We start from the raw sequence: 17,924 nt of genomic DNA on the forward strand, positions 1-17,924 counted from the left end.
AGATGACAAATAACGATGTACTAAAAAAATTAAGAGTGGCCCTTTCTTTAAGAGACACAGATATTATTGAGATTTTAAAGCTTGTGGACTTTGAAATTTCTAAAACGGAACTTTCTGCGCTATTTAGAGCAGAGGATCATCCAAATTATAAGCTTTGTGGTGATCAAATCCTTAGAAACTTTCTTAATGGGCTCGTCATCAAAATGCGCGGACCAATGCCCAAAAAATAAATCTAAAAAGCTAAAAAGTGCCACGTTCCCTTAAGACATCTTTAGGGTACATGGCACCCTTTTTTCAAAAATGAATCTTTCTTGGCCAAAGAATATGAAATGATTTATTTTTCAAATTTCGCGAATTAATCACAATGAATGCCAAGAAAAAAGTTAATCAGAACTAATTTATACCCCTATCACGTAACAATAAGATGCAATAACAAAGAGTGGTTCGATGTTCCTCTTCATATTGTATGGAATATTTGTAAAAGAGCATTGTGTAGAGCAAATTCAAAACATCCCGTGAAAGTACAGGCCTTTGTATTGATGTCAAATCACTATCATCTAATGATTTGGACTCCTCTTGCGAATATAGATAAATTCATGTTTGAGCTCAATCGTAGTATTAGTTTTGAAATTAGAAGTAAAACAGGAAGAATTAATAGAATTTTTGGAGATCGTTATAAATGGACTCTTATTGATAATAGCGACTACTACTCAGTAGTGCTTCGATATATTTATCAAAATCCAATTAAGAAGGGGATTGTTGAAATATGTGAGGATTATCCGTTTAGCACTTTAAATTATCTTGTAAAAAATAAATCATTTCCGTTAGAGCTTCACACTAGAGATACTTTAGAACTTTATCAGAAGAATTATTTTAACTGCTCGCGATCTCTCTCCAACAGAGAAGAGTTTTCAAAGTCGTTTACACGATCAACTTTTAAACCTCCAAAGTGCCATGTTCCCTAAAGATGTCTTAAGGGAACGTGGCACCTAAGTTTTCGAAATATTGAATAACCTCTTCTCTTTGCATTGGTGTTAGAGAAATCCCTAGTGGCATTCTTCCTGTTGAAACTTTGTATTTTACAAGCTCAAGCAACGTAGCCCCTCGACCTTGCCATTCATTTGGTAGTGCTTGTTTTAGGATATTCTCATCATAAAAAGGAAGCTCTGGTGCGAAGAAGCTACCAACACTGTGACAACCAATACATGACTGAATATTTTTATTAGGAAGTTTTCTAAAATCATTCTTATAGAAGCTCAAGTAGTCCTGAGTCTTTAAAAATTCTGTTAATGTTTTCTGGCTGATGGCCGCTAGCTCTTCACAGGCCATATCGTTCAGGGATTCTCCAAGAGACACATCTTGGCCATGAAGATTCGCCCACTGCACTCTTTGTCGTACAACTTTTCTAAGCTCACGATCTTCCTTGTTAAATACGCCCGCAAGATTCATGCGCGAGTTTGTGACTGTTTGAAAGCGTGGGTCAGGTAAAATATGGCGAGGCATGAAATTCATTGACCAGTAGAATGTATTCTCCCCTAGAGGTCCAAGAATATAGTTAATTAAAGGCATTACGGGACTAGCGCTTGATACTTGAAAATTTTCATTTAAAAAGTCGTAGCGCATATCTTTTGTAAACTTGCCATCATGAAGGGCAATAAGCTCTTTTGGTAAAAAATCCTTTTTGAAAGCTTCAATATCACCGTCACGACCGCGGCCATACTTCTCACAAGAATTGGCGCCGTAAAGAGCATATTTAAAATAAGGATAATAACTTGCATTCATCAGACGAGTTACGATGCGTTCATAATTTAATTGAGTGATAACAGATGTAAGCGCACTGTTGGCATGACCAGTAAGGGTTGTGTGGCCAAAGTCTTGAACAAAATTATTGATATTCAAAAAACGGTATCTTTTCTTTGTTGGAAAAGATTTTTGCATTTCTCTATAGGCCTGAAGTTCTTTTTGACCATCTTCAGAAGGTAGGCCTAAGACGTCATCATTTGATCCAAGGGCCCCTTGCCATCTGAAAAATGGCTGCCAGTTAGGTCTCATATACTGTTCATCAAGAGTATTATGCGTGTGACACTTAATACACTTTGCAGGATTTGGTTCAGAAAAACTTACCTTACCGTCATTGAAGGCAATTTCTCTAAATTGAAAAACTGTTTTGTCTCCATCTTTTACAGTATCCATTAACTCAATGGCATTTCCACCGCTGTAAGACATTTCACTGTTAAAAGTATAAATTGTTCTACGGTTAAGCCCATACATGATGACCCTTGGATTCTTAGAATTTGAAACCTGAAGGCTCTTCGACTTAATCATGAGAGCAAAATTATTCTTATAGTCTTCTGGAAGTACATTAATAAAATCTTCAACCGTTTTAATGTCATTGTTGGTGTCGGCATCGCTATTGTTTTTTTCAATAAGTTCTTGGGCCTCATTAAAAGAAAAGGCAAATGCTTGTGAAGTGAGAATATATAAAGAAAGAATTGCAATTAATTTCATCAATCAACCTAAAGTTTACTTAGTAAAACACTTCTACTGATTTAGCACTTTGCTTATTGTTTTAGAACAAAAAATCAACATCTTTTAAAAAGTTTTAAGGTAACCCTATGAAATTAAGAAGATATAAAAGTGCCACGTTCCCTTAAGGCATCTTTAGGGAACGTGGCACTTATAATTAAGCGTCTGAGCGACCAACAACAACTGAGGCCCATTTTTTAGATAGGATCTTCTTCACTTGTTTTTGGAAATCGGCGTATTTTAGATCGTTAATTTCTTTGTTCGATCTGTGGTAATAGTCCACACCTTGTCCTTGTAGAGTTGGAACAGCGTAGATATTGGCGTAGTCCTCGTTTGTTTGAACACCAATAAGGTTATTACCTTCAATCATTACTTTAATACGATCAAATTCTTCTTCAGTAAGACCGTTGTCTCTAATTTTTCCGATGAGGTCTTTAATGGCCTTGAATGCTGCCGGAACTTTATCGTGACCTGAGGCCATGTAGATTCCCCAGTATCCACCTTCAAGGGCGTTGAAGTGTACAGGTTGAGCAGCATAGCAAAGGCCTTGTCTGTCACGAACTTCTACGAAAAGTTCACTTGATTGACCAGATAGGTGGGCCGTGAGCATTTTAAGAACAGTATTGTCTTTTGAGTTAAGAGCGCCTGCACTTGTTCCGTAGAAGATTTGCGTCTGCTCTCTTTCAAATGGAATATACTCATGCTTGAATGATGATTTGAATGGCTTAACTTTTACTGCTACTTCTTTTCTCGCTTTTAGTTCTTTTGTTCTAGAATTTACAAGCTCGATAACATCTTCAAGAAGAAGGTCTCCACAATAAGTGAAAAGAAGCTCTTTCTTTTTCATATTCTTATCGTGTAGGGCACAAATATCTTCGCGTTTAATTGATTTAATACTCTTAGCTGTACCATTTACATTTAGAGCGTATGGGTGTGAGCTAAAAATCATTTTATTGAAGGCCCTGAAACAGTGACGTACTGGATCTTCTTTCTGGCTTTCAATCCCTCTTAGAGTAATTGATTTTTCCTGCTTTAATTGATTGGCCGCAAATGCAGGATTAATAAAACAGCCTAGGAAGTGAGTTAATAACTCTTCCGCATGTTCTGTTTGTCCGTGCATTGTCATACCGTAGGCGTTCTTTCCAGTGAAACCTGAAAGTGAGGCAGACTTATCTTCAAGATCGGCCTTCAACTTTTCGTAAGACATACCTTTGTATGATTTTGCAATGGTTGCTGCAAGAAGGTGATGGATACCGTTATTTTTTTCAGTCTCCTCAGTTATTCCACCTTTAACATAACCGTGGAATACAAATGTTGGAGTCATTGGGTTGTAACGATAGAGAAGTTTAATACCTTCTTTTAGTTTTACCACTCTTACTTGTTGATCATACTTTGATTTTTCAGCTTTGATCACATCTGTTTTTTTCTTCGTCCCTTTCGAAAGATTTGCGATATTGTCTTGAAACTTTTTAAGCTCTTTTTTCACTTCAGCAGTTTTCACTTTTTTAGGAACTTGGAAGCTGATGTGGTAGGGGCGAGAAAGAATATTTTTAATAGCACTGTTAACTTCTTTTACCGAAGTTCTCTTTATTCTTCCAAGGAATACGTCATCGCTGTTTTCATCACCTGTTTGAACGTAGCTTGATCCCATAGAAAACGAGAATGATTCTAGAGATTCTCTATCGTAAAGTTTTGAAGCAATGTACTGATTTTTTATTTTTTGGATTTCTTCTTTTGTGAAACCATTGTTGAAAATTTCAGTAAATATTTGATTCAATTTCGCGAGAACTTTTTTGAAGTTTTCTTCTGGGAAAGAAACTCTTAGTAAGTGAACCCCACCCTTGGCCATAAACATTGTCGAGCTGGCGCATGAGTTTGATAGAGTTCCATCAAGAATGAGGCTCTTGTAAAGTCTAGATGTTTCTCCGTGACCAAGTGTACTGTAGGCCAAATCTTCAGCCGCAGCTTTATAGTCATCGTACTCAGGAGCTTGAGTTGAAAGGGTAAGAGTCATCATTCTTACATCTTTATTGTGCACCTCAATTTGTGCTTTATTTTTAAGTTTGAATGATGGAAATATTGAAGCATCACCAGTTGGCATCGAGAACTTTTCGATTTCTTTTACAATCTCATTACGTTTTTCTAAATCACCAGCAACAACGAGAAATGAATTTCCTTGGTTGTAGAATTTATTTCTGAAGTAATGAAGTTGTTCTTGAGAGAAGTTTTTGATTGTATCTTCTCTTCCAAGAATTGGGTGAGCATAACCACCTTCAAAACAGCTTCCTTGAATTTTTTGGAAAGCATACTGGTTTGGATTATCTTGTGAACGTCTATATTCTTCGAAAACAACGCCTCTTTCTGGTTCAAGATCTTCTTGAAGAAACATAGGGTTTGAAACCATGTCCATAAGAATATCGATCGTTTTCTTAATGTGTGAGTTTGGCGTATTAATATAGTAGCAAGTGTAATCAAATGAAGTGAAGGCATTAATTTCTCCACCATAAGACTCTACATCGTGAGCAATTTGAGCACCTGGACGAGTTTTTGTACCTTTAAAGAACATATGTTCTAAAAAGTGAGCGATCCCTTCATTTGACTTTTCTTCCAGTGCACTTCCTGCTCTGAACCAAATTTGGACAGAAGCGGCCGTGGCACCTGGAGAGTCAATCAATATCGTTTCAAGGCCATTGGCCAATTTCATTTTTTCGTAATTCATAGTTTTACTATCCTTCTTTTTTCTTCTGAGATATAGAATAGCCTAAACCTAGCAAAAAAGCACAATGCAAAATTTGAATATTGACGGACTCTACATTCATTTCCCATTTTGTCGCCATCTGTGTAATTACTGCGACTTTTACAAAAAAGTCCCTACACAAAAAGCAGAAGAAGTGGCCAAATTTGAGAATCTTCTCGAAGAGTCTTTTCACGTTCATAAACAAACTTTAGATCACTACGGATACTCCTTCGCGCCGTTAAACACTGTCTATTTTGGTGGTGGGACGCCTTCATTGTGGGGTGCTGATGGTGCAAAATTCTTGCAGAACTTTTTCATTCGCCACAATCTTTCAATGCGTGAAGATGGAGAATTTACCCTAGAAGTAAATCCTGGATCATGGACCGAGGAAGGCCTTCAGGCATTTAGAGAATTTGGTATTAATCGCTATTCGCTGGGGATTCAGTCATTGCGTTCAGATTTTATCAAAGTACTTGATCGTGTTCATACACTACAAGATGTCTATGATACTCTCGATTATTTTGGAAAGAATGATTTTAACTTCTCTGTGGATTTTATGCTCGGTCTGCCAATGTCAGTTGAGCTTAAAAGAGATGTTCTTTCTGAGCTAGAAGAAATTTTAAAATACAATCCTAAACACATCAGTCTTTATATTTTAACTGTGAAGGGTGCTTACGTTCATATTGATAAACTTCCTGATGAAGAGTGGATTGAGAAAGAGTATCTTGCTGTTTCCCAATATTTGAAAGAGCGAGGCTATATCCACTATGAAGTGAGTAACTTTTCAAAACCAGGTTTTGAGTCAAAGCATAATATGGGGTATTGGCAATCCAAATCAATTGCGGCCCTAGGTCCATCGGCAACGGGACTTCTAAGTGAAGTCGGTCTTCGCTACAAATGGAAGACAACAGGCCCTTCATTTGTCGAAGAAAAGCTCTCTGCACAAGAGATTCGTCTTGAAAAAATATATATGGCCCTTAGAACTACTTTGGGACTTTATCCTCATAGAGAGTTTTCTCCTGATATTGCAAAAAATGTATTGGAGAAGGCACGTGATTGGCAGGCCAGAGGGCTTGCTCAAATAAATAAGGACCATATCGTTTTAACATCTAAAGGATATTTGTTGCTAGATAGCCTTATGGATGATCTTTTTATCATTGATAAAACTCTATAATTATAGATACTTGTATCTCCTGTTTTATTTTTTTTCACCACCACCATTGACACTGGGCCATGAGGTCCCATCTTGAGTCTGGATACGATATTAATGACGCAATGAGGAAAATGTAATGAGCGATACGCAAAATGAATTTCAAAACGAAGAAGTAAAAACTGAAGCTAGCGAGGCCATGAAAGAGGCCAAAGAAGCTATGGAAGAGGTGCGTGAAATTCATGAAGAAGTTGAAGAGTTAAAAGAAGAAATTTCAGCAGAGAAAAAAGAATTAGAAGATTTTAAAAACAAGTTCTACTACCTTGCAGCTGAAATGGAGAATATGAAAAGACGCCATGACAGAGATCTTCAAAACAACGTTAAATTCGGTAATGAAAAAATCCTAAAAGGACTTATCGATGTTGTGGATAATTTAGAGAGAACTCTTCAAGCGATCGAAAAAGATGAAGATGATAAAGTAAAAAATATTTTTACTGGTATTGATATGGTGAGAAACCAATTTCTTGATGTTCTTAAGTCAAATGGTCTAGAGGTGATTGAAGCAGTTGGAAAAGAATTTGATCCTAACTTCCACGAGGCCCTAGCTCAACAACCAGCTGAAGGGAAGAAAGACCAAGAAGTTATTCTAGAGTATCAAAGAGGGTATATCTTAAACGGAAGAGTGCTTCGCGCATCTAAAGTAGTAGTAGCTAAAAATTAATTTATATATTTAAGGAGACAGAAAATGGGAAAAATTATTGGAATCGACTTAGGAACAACAAATTCATGTGTAGCCGTTCTTGAAAACGGTAAATATAAAATCGTACCAAATGCTGAAGGACACAATACAACTCCATCAGTAATTGGTTTCGCTAACAATGGTGAAGTACTTGTAGGTCAAGTTGCAAAAAGACAAGCTGTAACAAACCCTGCAAAAACACTATACGGGATTAAGAGACTAATCGGACGTAAAGCTGATACAGCAGAAGCTAAGAAATTTGCTTCAGTTGCTCCGTTTGAAATTTTTGCAAACAAAAACGGCGATGCTTGGGTAAAAGTTGATGGAAAAGAAATGTCTCCACAAGAAATCTCTGCAAAAGTTCTTCAAAAACTGAAGAAAGCTGCTGAAGACTATCTTGGTGAAACAGTTTCTGAAGCTGTAATTACAGTTCCTGCATACTTCAACGATGCTCAAAGACAAGCAACGAAAGATGCCGGTAGAATTGCTGGCCTAGAAGTTAAAAGAATTATCAACGAGCCAACTGCTGCTGCTCTAGCTTACGGTTTAGAGTCAAAGTCAGATAAGAATATTGCAGTATTCGACCTAGGTGGTGGTACGTTCGATATCTCAATCCTTGAAATTACATCTGACGGTGTATTCGAAGTAAAAGCAACTAACGGGGATACATTCCTTGGTGGGGAAAACTTTGACGAAGAAATTATTAATTTCTTAGCAGAAGAATTCCAAAAGTCAGAAGGTATTGATCTAAGAAAAGATCAAATGGCCCTACAAAGACTAAAAGAAGCAGCTGAAAAAGCTAAGCACGAACTTTCAAACGTTCAAAGCACTGATGTAAACCTACCATTCATTACTGCTGATGCTTCTGGTCCAAAACACCTTAACCTTCAACTTTCAAGAGCTAAGTTTGAAAGCTTAATCGCTAAAGACATTGAGGCCCTTGCTAAGCCATGTTTAACTTGTCTAGAAGACTCTGGTCTATCTAAGACTGAAATTGACGAAGTTATTCTAGTTGGTGGTTCAACAAGAATCCCAGCTGTTCAAGCTAGAGTAAGAGAAATCTTCGGAAAAGAACCTTCAAAAGGTGTTAACCCTGATGAAGTTGTTGCTGCTGGTGCTGCAATCCAAGGTGGTGTACTTGCTGGTGACGTTAAAGACGTACTACTTCTTGACGTAACTCCACTATCACTTGGTATTGAAACTCTTGGTGGTGTACTAACTAAACTTATTGAGAAAAACACTACGATTCCAACTAAGAAATCTCAAGTGTTCTCAACTGCTGTTGATAACCAACCAGCTGTTACAATCCACGTTCTTCAAGGTGAGCGTGAGTTTGCAAAAGATAACAAAACTCTAGGACGCTTTGACCTTGCTGGTATTGCTCCAGCTCCAAGAGGTGTTCCACAGATTGAAGTTATCTTTGACATCGATGCCAACGGTATCGTGCACGTATCAGCTGTTGATAAAGCGACTAACAAATCTCAAGAAATCAGAATCACTGCTGGTTCAGGTCTTTCTGAAGATGAAATCGCTCAAATGGTTAAAGATGCAGAACTTCACGCTGCTGAAGATAAGCAAAGAAGAGAAGTTGTTGACGCTAGAAATGGTCTAGACGCTCTTATTCTAAGCGTAGAAAAAATGATTAAAGAAGGTGGAGATAAGATTGCTGCCAACGATAAAACAGAACTAGAAGCTGCAATCACAGAAGCTAAGGAAAAATTAACTTCTGAAAACCTTGATGAACTAAAAGCTGCAAATGAGAGACTACAAAATGCTTCTCATAAAGTTGCAACTCAAATGTATCAACAAGGTGGAGCTCCAGGTGCTGAAGCTGCACAAGGTGCAGGAGCAAACCCAGGAGCTGAAGCTGGTGCCAACAAAAATGACGATGATGTTGTAGACGCTGACTTTAAAGAAATCTAATTTTTAATTATGGAGGATGAAGGTACCAGTGGTTTTGAAAAAAGCTGCTGGTACCTTTTCTTGTTGATATGAGCAAAAGAGATTATTACGAAGTCCTTGGCGTTCAAAAGGGCGCTTCAAAGGATGACATTAAAAAGGCCTACCGAAAGCTGGCCATGCAGTATCACCCAGATAGAAATCCGGGCGATGATGCTAAAGCAAAATTTCAAGAAGCTTCAGAGGCTGCTGAAGTTCTCTTAGATGATGGTAAGAGAAAGAGCTATGATCAATTTGGTCATGCTGGAGTTAACGGTCAAGGCGGCTTCGGCGGTTTTGGACAAGGTGGTTTCAGTGGTGACTTCGGCGATCTTGGTGATATTTTCGGCGACATCTTCGGAGATATTCTTGGAGGTGGCAGAAGACGTGGCGGTTCTCGTCGTTCTGGAAGACCTGGTAATGATCTACAAATGGTTCTTAATGTTTCTTTCGAAGAAGCGGCCTTTGGTGGTGAGAAAACGATTAGCATTACAAAGCTTGTTCAGTGTGAAACTTGTCACGGATCGGGTGGAAAAGACGGTGCTAGACCATCTACATGTGACATGTGTCACGGTGCTGGTGAAGTAAGACGTCAACAAGGTTTTTTCACTGTTGCTTCTACATGTCCTAAGTGTCACGGCTCTGGTCAAATGATCAGTGACCCATGTGGAACTTGTCATGGTGATGGAAGAAAGAGAAAGAGTGTTGATCTTGCTGTTAAAGTTCCAGCAGGAATTGATGATGGTCAAAGATTAAAGTTAAGCGGAGAAGGTGATTCTGGAGCACAAGGTGGACCAGATGGAGATCTTTACGTTGTTATTCAAATTGATGAGCACCAGATCTTTACAAGACATGGCTTCGATATTCATTGTACAGTACCTATTAGCTTTTCTCAGGCCGCGCTAGGCGCAGAAATTGAAGTGCCTACACTTGATGGTAAAGTTGCAGTTCAAATTCAATCGGGAACACAATCAGGTAAGAAAATGAGATTGAAAGGAAAGGGAATCACTAAACTTGGTGGATATGGCCAGGGTGATTTAATACTTTCAATTCATGTTGAGACACCGACAAAACTATCTGGTGAACAAAAAGAACTTTTCAAAAAGTTAGCGGAGCTTGATCAGGGATCATCAAATCCAATGAGTCGTGGCTTCTTTGATAAAGTAAAAGAACTTTTTCAATAAATAAAAAAACCAGCGGTAACTAAACCGCTGGTTTTTTTCTTACTTTTTCTTCAATGAAACATAAACCATCGTCTGATTCAAAAGCACATAAGCAATTTCACCAAAAGTCATAGGTCCTTTAATTTCACCAGTCTTTTTGCCTTCTAATTCTGCATATAAATAGTTCAAGATACAATTACATGAGTAAATGGGCGAAACATTATGCGAATTAACTTCGGCCGTAAATTCTTTCTCATAATTTGCAACCTGTGTAGCAAGCTTATACGGTGTGTTTTGAAAAACTGGGGCATAGAGATTTACCTTCTTGGCCTCATGATCTAGCGCTTGGAAACTTACGTTAATCATCGCACCAGAATAGTCGGCAACAAGGGGTTGTTCGAGGCTGATATTTTTTGATGTGAGGTAATCATAAAAATTTACTGATTCACCGTTTACCAGAGCATTATCGATGACAAAACCATCGTTTGGAAATTCGATAGTATCTCCATCTCCTTGTTTGAAGAGATTGATGATTTCGATTTGTGCCGCGTATGCATCGTCAAGTTCGACATGCATAACAATAGCATCTTCACTTGAAGGCTCTAGTGTAGCCCCATTGAAAATGATTGGTTTTACTGATGCAAGATCATCTAAGTGAACACCCGAAATCCAGCCCACAAGAGGAGAGTTAAATAAACTTGGATAAGTCATAATTTCGTTAGCGTATTTGATGTGAGTTTCACTCGTTGCGGGAATGATAATAAAGGAAACACCATTTTTCGGATAATCATCAGTGATTTTTTCAAGTTCATTACTTTTGTATTGTTTGATTGAAACAGACTTACATTCAGTAGGAAGAACGGTAACAAAGTACTTGTCGCGAATGCAGGCCCCGCCTTCGTCTCCCATAAAGTAAGGAATACTTCCAGCAATCCAATTTCCCTTTGGTAGACCTTTGAATAAGGCCTCATCTGCAGCAATTAATAAATTCTTGCCAGTATTAATTAGGTCGATGACCTCTTCTTTAGAGTAGAAATTTTTCATATATGCCCCTTTGTTATTTAATTAGGTTGAGATCGGCCTGAACGATATTGATATTTTTTTCAAAGAAACTGTGAGCAATATCAACGGCCTCTGCTTCAATCGCGGCATCTTTATTTCGCATCATCTGCTTTATACGTGTGTACATCATTTTTGTCGCAAGACAGGAAAAAGAATACTCCTGTTCTGAATTGACAAATTTTTTCCAAATTGGATCAGTCTTTGTTGGAACCATTTAAACCTCATTTAGGAATTGAATTGATAATTTTTGGTTTGCGACATTTTGTTCGAGGTCGAAAATTTTTTTTTAAAAAAAAGAGAGAAAATTGAAAAATATAAGGATAATGAACATTTATATTTAGTATCTTTAGATGTATATCTGACTGTAATTATGAAGATTTGCAGGCATTTTTTTTATTCTGGCAAAAAATAGTGCTGTAGAGTGAAATTTATTTTTAACGAACATTACTCTATCTTTTACCTCGGTTATTCTGGTTAAAGAGTAAGCAAATTGGTTTCGCTGATATTTGACTGTTAAAAACAGCAGCACTGCCGTAAAATATTTTCAAGAATTTAAGTGGAGATTATTAATGGGTTTTAACTCAAAGGTTCTATTTTTATCTATTATCCTTTCAGCTCTTCTTCTTGGATCATGTGGTGGAATATCAATGATCTCTCGTGGTAGCTCGAAAGACTATTATTCGAAAGATTTTTTGGATCAAGTTTCTCTTATAAAAGAAGATTTCAAATTCGGAAGAACAGATCTGGCCATGTCTAAATTAAAAGGTATGAACGATCAAATGCTACTTCCTGCTGAAGCGGCCATGAAGCGCAACCTCATGGGTGTTATTCTTTTTGGAAAAGAAGATTTTGAACAGGCCGTTTATAATTTTAATTTGGCCCTTTCAACTTCTCGTCTCGACCCAGCTCTTAATGCTCAAATCCAATTAAACCTAGCGAGTACATATTATAAGATGGGTCTTTTAGATAAGACAATGTCAGTATTACTACTTTGCGACTTTAAACAGCTAAATGATGAAGAAGCGACGAAGTTCCACAAGTTAAAGCATAAGACAGCAAAAGAGATGGGACAAGAAAGAGTCGCACTTGAGTCACTAGTTTGGCTACTTAAAGGAAAGAGCACTCTAACTGAATTAAAGAGTGAGTCTTATTTTGAATCTCTGCAATCAGAGTTTTACAAATTGAGTAATAGTGAAAGACTTCGTTTCATAGAAAAATTTGATGGCGATGATATTTTCTTAATTGGATACCTTGCCTATTTAGAGGCAGAGAAACTTTACTACCAAGGTGAGAAAAGCAACGCTAAAGACCTGCTTAGCTGGATGAAAGATAAGTTTGAAAAGTATCAAGAGCTTGAAATTCTCGCGAATAATTTTACGGCGAGAATAGAAAATTTCGCAAAAATGAATCACTACAATATTGGTATTATTCTTCCATTGTCGGGTGAAAAAGCAAATTTTGGTAAAAGAGCAATGCTTGGAATCGATAATGCTTTTAGAACATTTTTTAAATCTGTTGGCATGAATAAGCCTTACCAAATCTTTATTGAAGATTCTTCTGGTTCAGCTGCCGTTGGGGCCCACAGAGTTAAAGAGTTAGTTGAAAAGCATCACGTTTCAGCAATCATTGGTGGTCTATTCTCAGATGAGGCCCAAAAAGAGTACCTAGAGGCCAGGAAAAATGGTGTGTTCTTTGTATCTTTGTCACAAATTTTCTTACCAAAAAATAGAAAAGATCATCTTCTAGTAGAGGTTCCTGGTTCAATTGAATCTCTTGTAAGTAAATTATTTGATGAAAAAATGTTGAACCACTTCGGAAAAAGAGCGGCCATCATCTACCCACAATCGGAAAGAGGTCAATCTTACGTTGATGAGTTTTGGCGTTTAGCAAAAGAAAATGGTGTAAGCGTAAATGGGGCCTACTCATTTGATAAAGAGTCGACAGACCATAGAAAGACTGTTCAAAAACTTTTAGGTCTAAAGTTTAAGCGCGAAAGACAAGAAGAGTTTGATTTATTTAATGAGATCTACTCACTAGAAAAAAGCTCTTCAATCAGACGTATTCAAGTTTTAAAGCCACAAGTTGATTTTGATTGGGTCTTTATCCCTTCATTTCCACGTGAGGCCCTACAGATTGTTCCATCGTTCTCATACTATGATGCCTTTAATGTTAACGTTATTGGTGATCCATCATGGAGATCGAAAACATTATCAGAAGAAAGTTATAAGCTAGGACACCTAAGTTTCATTGGTGATGATATTACAACTATCCCAGATGAGTTTAACCAAAAGTTCTTTGATCTTTATGGCAAAAGACCACTGTTGGTAGAAATCAGAGCACACGATTCATTGAAGATCATCTACTCTCTATTGAAAGATGGACAGTATGGATCACGCGATGAACTTGATGTTGTGATTAGAAGTAAAGAAACACTTCAAGGAATTTCGGGAAGTTGGCAGCTTAAAGATGGCGTTTGGATGAAGAATCTTGTGCCACTGCAGATGCGTCGCGGCAAGGTTGAGCCTTTAGTATTGCAAAACAAGACAATGCTTGAAGATCAAAATCTAGAAGTGAAAAATGAAAATGCAGAACAGGAAAATGGAGAAACTAAAAAGTAAAAGCTAGGCTTTTACTTTTTAGCTGCTTGAATTCTTTTTTGGATTCTAGCTTTTTTCTTAGCTTGAGCTTTCTTTCTGTTCATTTTTAGTTCTGATTTTTTACGACCCATACCCATGACAGTATCCTTTTGCTATGTGTTATAAATGCACTGATTGATAATCCTACGCATTCTGTTAAGATTTGACAAGAAAAAAGAGAAGGTCCTGTAAAAGGCACATAAACGAAAAAAAGTGTTTTTATTTATCTGTTTATAAGAGTTGTCAACAATTACAGGTAAATGGTAAATTTTATAAGAATAACGTAATGGAATACAAAGGTTGGATTATGGCCAAAAAGAAGGCTACAACTGCAACGACAAAAGCGACTAAGACTGCTGTTGCAAAAAAGACTAAAACGACACCTAAAAAAATATCAAAGTCGGTTACTGCCAAAACTTTGAAAAAATCTATTGAAAAAAATCTTTCTGAAGTTAAGAAGGCCACAAAAAAACAGGCCAGTGCACTTGACGAAAAAAGAGCTCAACTTCGCGCTAGAAGAATTCATTGGAACGATGAAAAAAAGAAAATCGCAATTGATATGCTTGAGAGATATACAGGTCATAGAATTGAAGATTTTCAACAACAAATTATTCTTACAAACTTTCACTACTATGTTGAAAGATTCAACTCACTACTAGACGACAATATTTATACTCAAGGTTCAGCCTTCAAAGCTTCTTCATCGAAAAAAGCAAGAGTAACAATTATCGAGTTTGGTGTAGGGGCTGCAATGGCCGCACTTATTGGAGAGTTGATTTCTGTCGTACAACCGAAGGCCGTTTTATTTTTAGGTCTAGCTGGTGCAGTACACGACTCATTAAAAGTAGGAGACTTCGTTTTACCGATAGCTTCTATTAGAGCAGAAGGGGTATCAAGTCACTTCTTGCCAACTCAAGTTCCAGCACTTCCAACTTTCAAAGTTCAAAAATTTGTTTCTCAAATTCTAGTAGAACATGAAATGGATTATAGAACAGGAACGATTCATTCAACGGATTACCGTTTCTGGGAATTCGATGATGACTTTAAAACTAAACTGATTGAAGAAAGAGTTCTTGCTGTTGAAATGGAAACTGCGGCCTTGTTTACTGCATGTTTTGTAAGTAAAGTTAATATTGGTGCATTACTACTGATTTCAGATTGTCCTTTGAAAAAAGGTGGAATCAAAACTAAGAAATCAGCTAAATCTGTATTTAGAAAATATACTGATCTTCACATTGAGTTAGGAATTGAGGCCATGGCCGATATTGCAGACCGAGGTGAAAATATCAGACACTATCACTGGTAAAAAATTAGAGAGAAGGGATACGAGATGTTAAAAAAAGTATTAGATTGGTTTTCAAATGATATTGCAATCGACCTAGGAACAGCAAACGTTCTAGTTTACGCAAAAGATAGAGGAATCATTGTTAATGAACCTTCTGTTGTAGCTGTTCACACAGGTGTTAAAGGTCAGAGTAAAGTTCTTGCTGTTGGTAAAGAAGCGAAGGACATGCTTGGTAGAACTCCAGGATCAATTAAAGCAATTAGACCAGTTAAAGATGGTGTTATTGCTGATTTCGAAGTTACTCAAGCAATGCTTAAATACTTCATTCAAAAATCTCTTGCAGGTTCTAAACTTGTTAAGCCAAGAATTATTATCTGTATCCCATTTGGAATCACTCAGGTTGAGAAACGTGCTGTAAAAGAATCTGCTGAACAAGCAGGGGCCAGAGAAGTTTACTTGATTGAAGAGCCAATGGCAGCAGCTATCGGAGCAGGTCTTCCAATCACTGAACCTTCTGGAAATATGATTGTTGATATTGGTGGTGGTACTACTGAAGTAGCCGTTATCTCTTTAGGTGGTATCGTTTACTCACAATCAGTTAAAGTAGCTGGTGATAAATTTGATGAAGCTATCGGTTCATATATTAAGAAAAAATATTCTCTTCTAATTGGAGAGAGAACTGCAGAGCAAATTAAAATCTCTATTGGTAACGCTTACCCATTTGATGATGAAGTTAAGACTTTTGAAGTTAAGGGTCGTGACCTAATTGCTGGAGCTCCAAAAATCATCGAAGTAACTTCTGATGAAATTAGAGATGCTCTTGCGGATCCAATTGCGGAAGTTGTTGAAGCGATTAAAGTTTCTCTAGAAAAAACTCCTCCAGAACTTGCTGCTGATATCGTTGATAACGGTATTATTCTTGCTGGTGGTGGATCACTTCTAGCGAACCTAGATATTCTAATTAAAGAAAAAACAGGACTTCCAGTATCATTAGCTGAAGATCCATTAACTTGTGTTGTAAGAGGGTGTGGAAAAGCGCTTGAGTCGCTTGATCTTCTAAAGCAAGTAACTACACTTTCGTAGTTTTGTAGAAATTTCTTTCAAGGATGAGAAAAGATGCCAGGAGGCCTCGCTACAAGATTTCAGGAATTTCAAATTTCTGAAATTATTCCGAAAATTGCTCGCGCAATTAGAGAACAAAAGAAAATTAAAATCTGGAAAAAAGAGGAAGGAGTCGCTTCCTCTTTTTTGCTTTCTTTAGATGGCAATCAGCTAATATTTGAAAAATTCCCTGACTTCATTAAAGATGAAGATGAATTTCTCTTCAGCTTCTCTCTAGATGAAATGACTTATTTGTGTAAAGGATATGTTCTCGATTTAGTGGACGGTCTATGCAATGTGAGTGGGAAAGTTTATCGAACAGAAAAAAGAAGTAAGGAGAGACTTCTAACTTATCCAACACACAGAATTTTTATTTCATTTTTCATTAAGAATCAGGCCGATGGTGGTAACGTCCTTTCCTTCCAAGGTCACAAGAATAGTGAGTTAAAATTTTTAAAGGATTTTGATTCAGAAAATCCAACTCCAATGCAATTCAGAGTAGTCGATCTCTCTATGGAGGGGATGTCTATTTTCGCCAATAAATTTGAAGCACCGTTTTTTGAAGAAAGAATTGGAAATTATGTCGATGTCCTAAATCTTCTATCATTCGAAAACAGAGAAATTCAACTCGAGGGTTTAAAAGTAATCTACTCTGTGGATTATATGAATCCGAGGGCAAAAGATGCTTCGATGAAAAAAATTGGCCTTCAATTTGTGAAGAATGAATTTATCACTGACTTTTTACAAGATAAAATTGATTCAGGTGAATATCTCGTGGAGACAGAAGAACAATTTGAATTGTTTTTAAATGATTTAGGGGAATAGTATGCTTAAAAGAGTATTATTGCCACTTTGTTTGGTGTTACTTGGTTCATGTGCAACAAATCCATCTAATAATCTAATTTCTAAAGAAGAAAAATCTTTTAGATTAGAAGATAAGAATGGAGAGTTTCTCATCAAGAGAAAAAGAGTATTTAAAGAGAATAAAAATATTCTCGTTGTTTCTAGAACAATTTATTCTGATACAACGGCAACTGCTAAAGTTTTAGAAAAATCAGCAACAGGTAGTACGCCAGGATTGTTTAAAAATAGAAAAATGTTACGTCCAAACTCTTCATACTATGAAGTATGGTTTGATGGAAAAAAATATCTATCTTCTTCAAAAATAAATATTAAAAGAAAATCATTAGAATATCTTCTCGATTCACCTGAAGCTCAGTGGAAAGGTCAAAGAGAGTATCCATTCCCGCAAGATAGTGATGTCTTTTGCTATTATAATCAGGTCATCGAATGTATCGGTTATACAGGTTTTTTTGAATCGGCCATTAAAGAGTCGACGGGAATTAAAAAGTTCTACATTATTTGGGACGGCTTTCCTTACTATGAAGAATTATATCTCAATATGCCAAACACTCCGTTTGAAATGGCCGAAATGAGCTTCGATGGAACAACTCCTGAAGGGTATTATCGCTTTTCACTTAAAACTGGTGAAAATCTACAATTTTATTTTTTGAATAAGAACTTTGAGATCAAAAGACATTTCTGGGTTGCTCAAGGCATAACAATTATTGATAAAGAATCTTAGGT

General features: G+C 36.9%; 15 protein-coding genes. 11 read left to right on the forward strand and 4 right to left on the reverse strand.

The genetic code is table 11. The features are described 5' to 3' along the window. Window positions 1–2 precede the first annotated feature (2 nt). The gene (locus M899_RS06470; protein ID WP_021270611.1) at window positions 3–230 is read left to right on the forward strand and encodes a DUF1456 family protein; all 228 of its coding nucleotides are present in this window, start codon (window positions 3–5) and stop codon (window positions 228–230) included. 138 nt (window positions 231–368) lie between these two features. Next, on the forward strand, window positions 369–965 hold the full coding sequence (locus M899_RS06475; RefSeq protein WP_021270610.1) for a transposase: 597 nt from the start codon (window positions 369–371) through the stop codon (window positions 963–965). 7 nt (window positions 966–972) lie between these two features. Here the strand turns inward: M899_RS06475 and M899_RS06480 are convergent, their stop codons facing one another. Continuing rightward, a complete protein-coding gene (locus M899_RS06480; protein WP_021270627.1) occupies window positions 973–2,508 on the reverse strand; it encodes a hypothetical protein in 1,536 nt (511 codons plus the stop codon). A 175-nt stretch (window positions 2,509–2,683) separates the two neighbouring features. After that, window positions 2,684–5,245 (reverse strand): M16 family metallopeptidase, encoded by a 2,562-nt coding sequence (locus M899_RS06485; protein ID WP_021270612.1) that lies wholly within the window; start codon window positions 5,243–5,245, stop codon window positions 2,684–2,686. Between the two features lie 64 nt (window positions 5,246–5,309). On the opposite strand from M899_RS06485, the gene M899_RS06490 reads away from it, so the two are divergent. From M899_RS06490 to dnaJ, 4 genes are all read left to right on the forward strand, one after another. Further along, entirely contained in the window at window positions 5,310–6,437 is a 1,128-nt protein-coding gene (locus tag M899_RS06490; RefSeq protein ID WP_021270623.1) for a coproporphyrinogen-III oxidase family protein, read from the forward strand. A 115-nt stretch (window positions 6,438–6,552) separates the two neighbouring features. Beyond that, window positions 6,553–7,134 carry a nucleotide exchange factor GrpE gene (grpE, locus tag M899_RS06495; protein WP_021270621.1) on the forward strand — a complete coding sequence of 194 codons (582 nt, stop codon included), beginning with the start codon at window positions 6,553–6,555 and terminating at the stop codon, window positions 7,132–7,134. Between the two features lie 24 nt (window positions 7,135–7,158). Continuing rightward, window positions 7,159–9,075 carry a molecular chaperone DnaK gene (gene dnaK / locus M899_RS06500; protein WP_021270601.1) on the forward strand — a complete coding sequence of 639 codons (1,917 nt, stop codon included), beginning with the start codon at window positions 7,159–7,161 and terminating at the stop codon, window positions 9,073–9,075. Window positions 9,076–9,143: 68 nt separating this feature from the next. After that, window positions 9,144–10,274, forward strand: a complete 1,131-nt coding sequence (dnaJ, locus tag M899_RS06505) for a molecular chaperone DnaJ (RefSeq protein WP_021270609.1) — start codon at window positions 9,144–9,146, stop codon at window positions 10,272–10,274. 39 nt (window positions 10,275–10,313) lie between these two features. Here dnaJ and M899_RS06510 read toward each other — a convergent pair whose 3' ends face one another. Both M899_RS06510 and M899_RS06515 read right to left on the reverse strand, forming a co-directional pair. Beyond that, the gene (locus M899_RS06510; protein WP_021270632.1) at window positions 10,314–11,297 is read right to left on the reverse strand and encodes a DUF6976 family protein; all 984 of its coding nucleotides are present in this window, start codon (window positions 11,295–11,297) and stop codon (window positions 10,314–10,316) included. 13 nt (window positions 11,298–11,310) lie between these two features. Beyond that, window positions 11,311–11,529: a hypothetical protein gene (locus M899_RS06515; RefSeq protein WP_021270606.1), complete on the reverse strand. Its 219-nt coding sequence runs from the start codon at window positions 11,527–11,529 to the stop codon at window positions 11,311–11,313. Window positions 11,530–11,884: 355 nt separating this feature from the next. Between M899_RS06515 and M899_RS06520 the strand changes: the two genes are divergently transcribed. From M899_RS06520 to M899_RS06540, 5 genes are all read left to right on the forward strand, one after another. Next, window positions 11,885–13,933: an ABC transporter substrate-binding protein gene (locus tag M899_RS06520; RefSeq protein WP_021270635.1), complete on the forward strand. Its 2,049-nt coding sequence runs from the start codon at window positions 11,885–11,887 to the stop codon at window positions 13,931–13,933. A gap of 325 nt (window positions 13,934–14,258) precedes the next feature. After that, entirely contained in the window at window positions 14,259–15,257 is a 999-nt protein-coding gene (locus M899_RS06525) for an AMP nucleosidase (protein ID WP_196801742.1), read from the forward strand. Window positions 15,258–15,281: 24 nt separating this feature from the next. Next, window positions 15,282–16,319, forward strand: coding sequence for a rod shape-determining protein (locus M899_RS06530; protein WP_021270602.1), 1,038 nt, complete (start codon window positions 15,282–15,284; stop codon window positions 16,317–16,319). A gap of 33 nt (window positions 16,320–16,352) precedes the next feature. Continuing rightward, entirely contained in the window at window positions 16,353–17,162 is an 810-nt protein-coding gene (locus M899_RS06535; RefSeq protein WP_021270629.1) for a hypothetical protein, read from the forward strand. A 1-nt stretch (window position 17,163) separates the two neighbouring features. Beyond that, window positions 17,164–17,922, forward strand: a complete 759-nt coding sequence (locus M899_RS06540; protein WP_021270604.1) for a hypothetical protein — start codon at window positions 17,164–17,166, stop codon at window positions 17,920–17,922. Window positions 17,923–17,924 lie beyond the last annotated feature (2 nt).

This window comes from Bacteriovorax sp. BSW11_IV, assembly GCF_000447755.1.
Taxonomy (GTDB): Bacteria; Bdellovibrionota; Bacteriovoracia; order Bacteriovoracales; family Bacteriovoracaceae; genus BSW11-IV.

Excerpts from the sequence above, each read along its gene's own strand:
- M899_RS06480 (WP_021270627.1), bottom strand. The coding sequence starts at position 2,508 with ATGAAATTAATTGCAATTCTTTCTTTATATATTCTCACTTCACAAGCA.
- M899_RS06535 (WP_021270629.1), top strand. The coding sequence starts at position 16,353 with ATGCCAGGAGGCCTCGCTACAAGATTTCAGGAATTTCAAATTTCTGAA.
- dnaJ (WP_021270609.1), top strand. The coding sequence starts at position 9,144 with ATGAGCAAAAGAGATTATTACGAAGTCCTTGGCGTTCAAAAGGGCGCT.
- dnaK (WP_021270601.1), top strand. The coding sequence starts at position 7,159 with ATGGGAAAAATTATTGGAATCGACTTAGGAACAACAAATTCATGTGTA.
- M899_RS06530 (WP_021270602.1), top strand. The coding sequence starts at position 15,282 with ATGTTAAAAAAAGTATTAGATTGGTTTTCAAATGATATTGCAATCGAC.
- M899_RS06490 (WP_021270623.1), top strand. The coding sequence starts at position 5,310 with ATGCAAAATTTGAATATTGACGGACTCTACATTCATTTCCCATTTTGT.
- M899_RS06515 (WP_021270606.1), bottom strand. The coding sequence starts at position 11,529 with ATGGTTCCAACAAAGACTGATCCAATTTGGAAAAAATTTGTCAATTCA.
- M899_RS06485 (WP_021270612.1), bottom strand. The coding sequence starts at position 5,245 with ATGAATTACGAAAAAATGAAATTGGCCAATGGCCTTGAAACGATATTG.
- grpE (WP_021270621.1), top strand. The coding sequence starts at position 6,553 with ATGAGCGATACGCAAAATGAATTTCAAAACGAAGAAGTAAAAACTGAA.
- M899_RS06540 (WP_021270604.1), top strand. The coding sequence starts at position 17,164 with ATGCTTAAAAGAGTATTATTGCCACTTTGTTTGGTGTTACTTGGTTCA.
- M899_RS06475 (WP_021270610.1), top strand. The coding sequence starts at position 369 with ATGCCAAGAAAAAAGTTAATCAGAACTAATTTATACCCCTATCACGTA.
- M899_RS06520 (WP_021270635.1), top strand. The coding sequence starts at position 11,885 with ATGGGTTTTAACTCAAAGGTTCTATTTTTATCTATTATCCTTTCAGCT.
- M899_RS06470 (WP_021270611.1), top strand. The coding sequence starts at position 3 with ATGACAAATAACGATGTACTAAAAAAATTAAGAGTGGCCCTTTCTTTA.
- M899_RS06510 (WP_021270632.1), bottom strand. The coding sequence starts at position 11,297 with ATGAAAAATTTCTACTCTAAAGAAGAGGTCATCGACCTAATTAATACT.
- M899_RS06525 (WP_196801742.1), top strand. The coding sequence starts at position 14,259 with ATGGCCAAAAAGAAGGCTACAACTGCAACGACAAAAGCGACTAAGACT.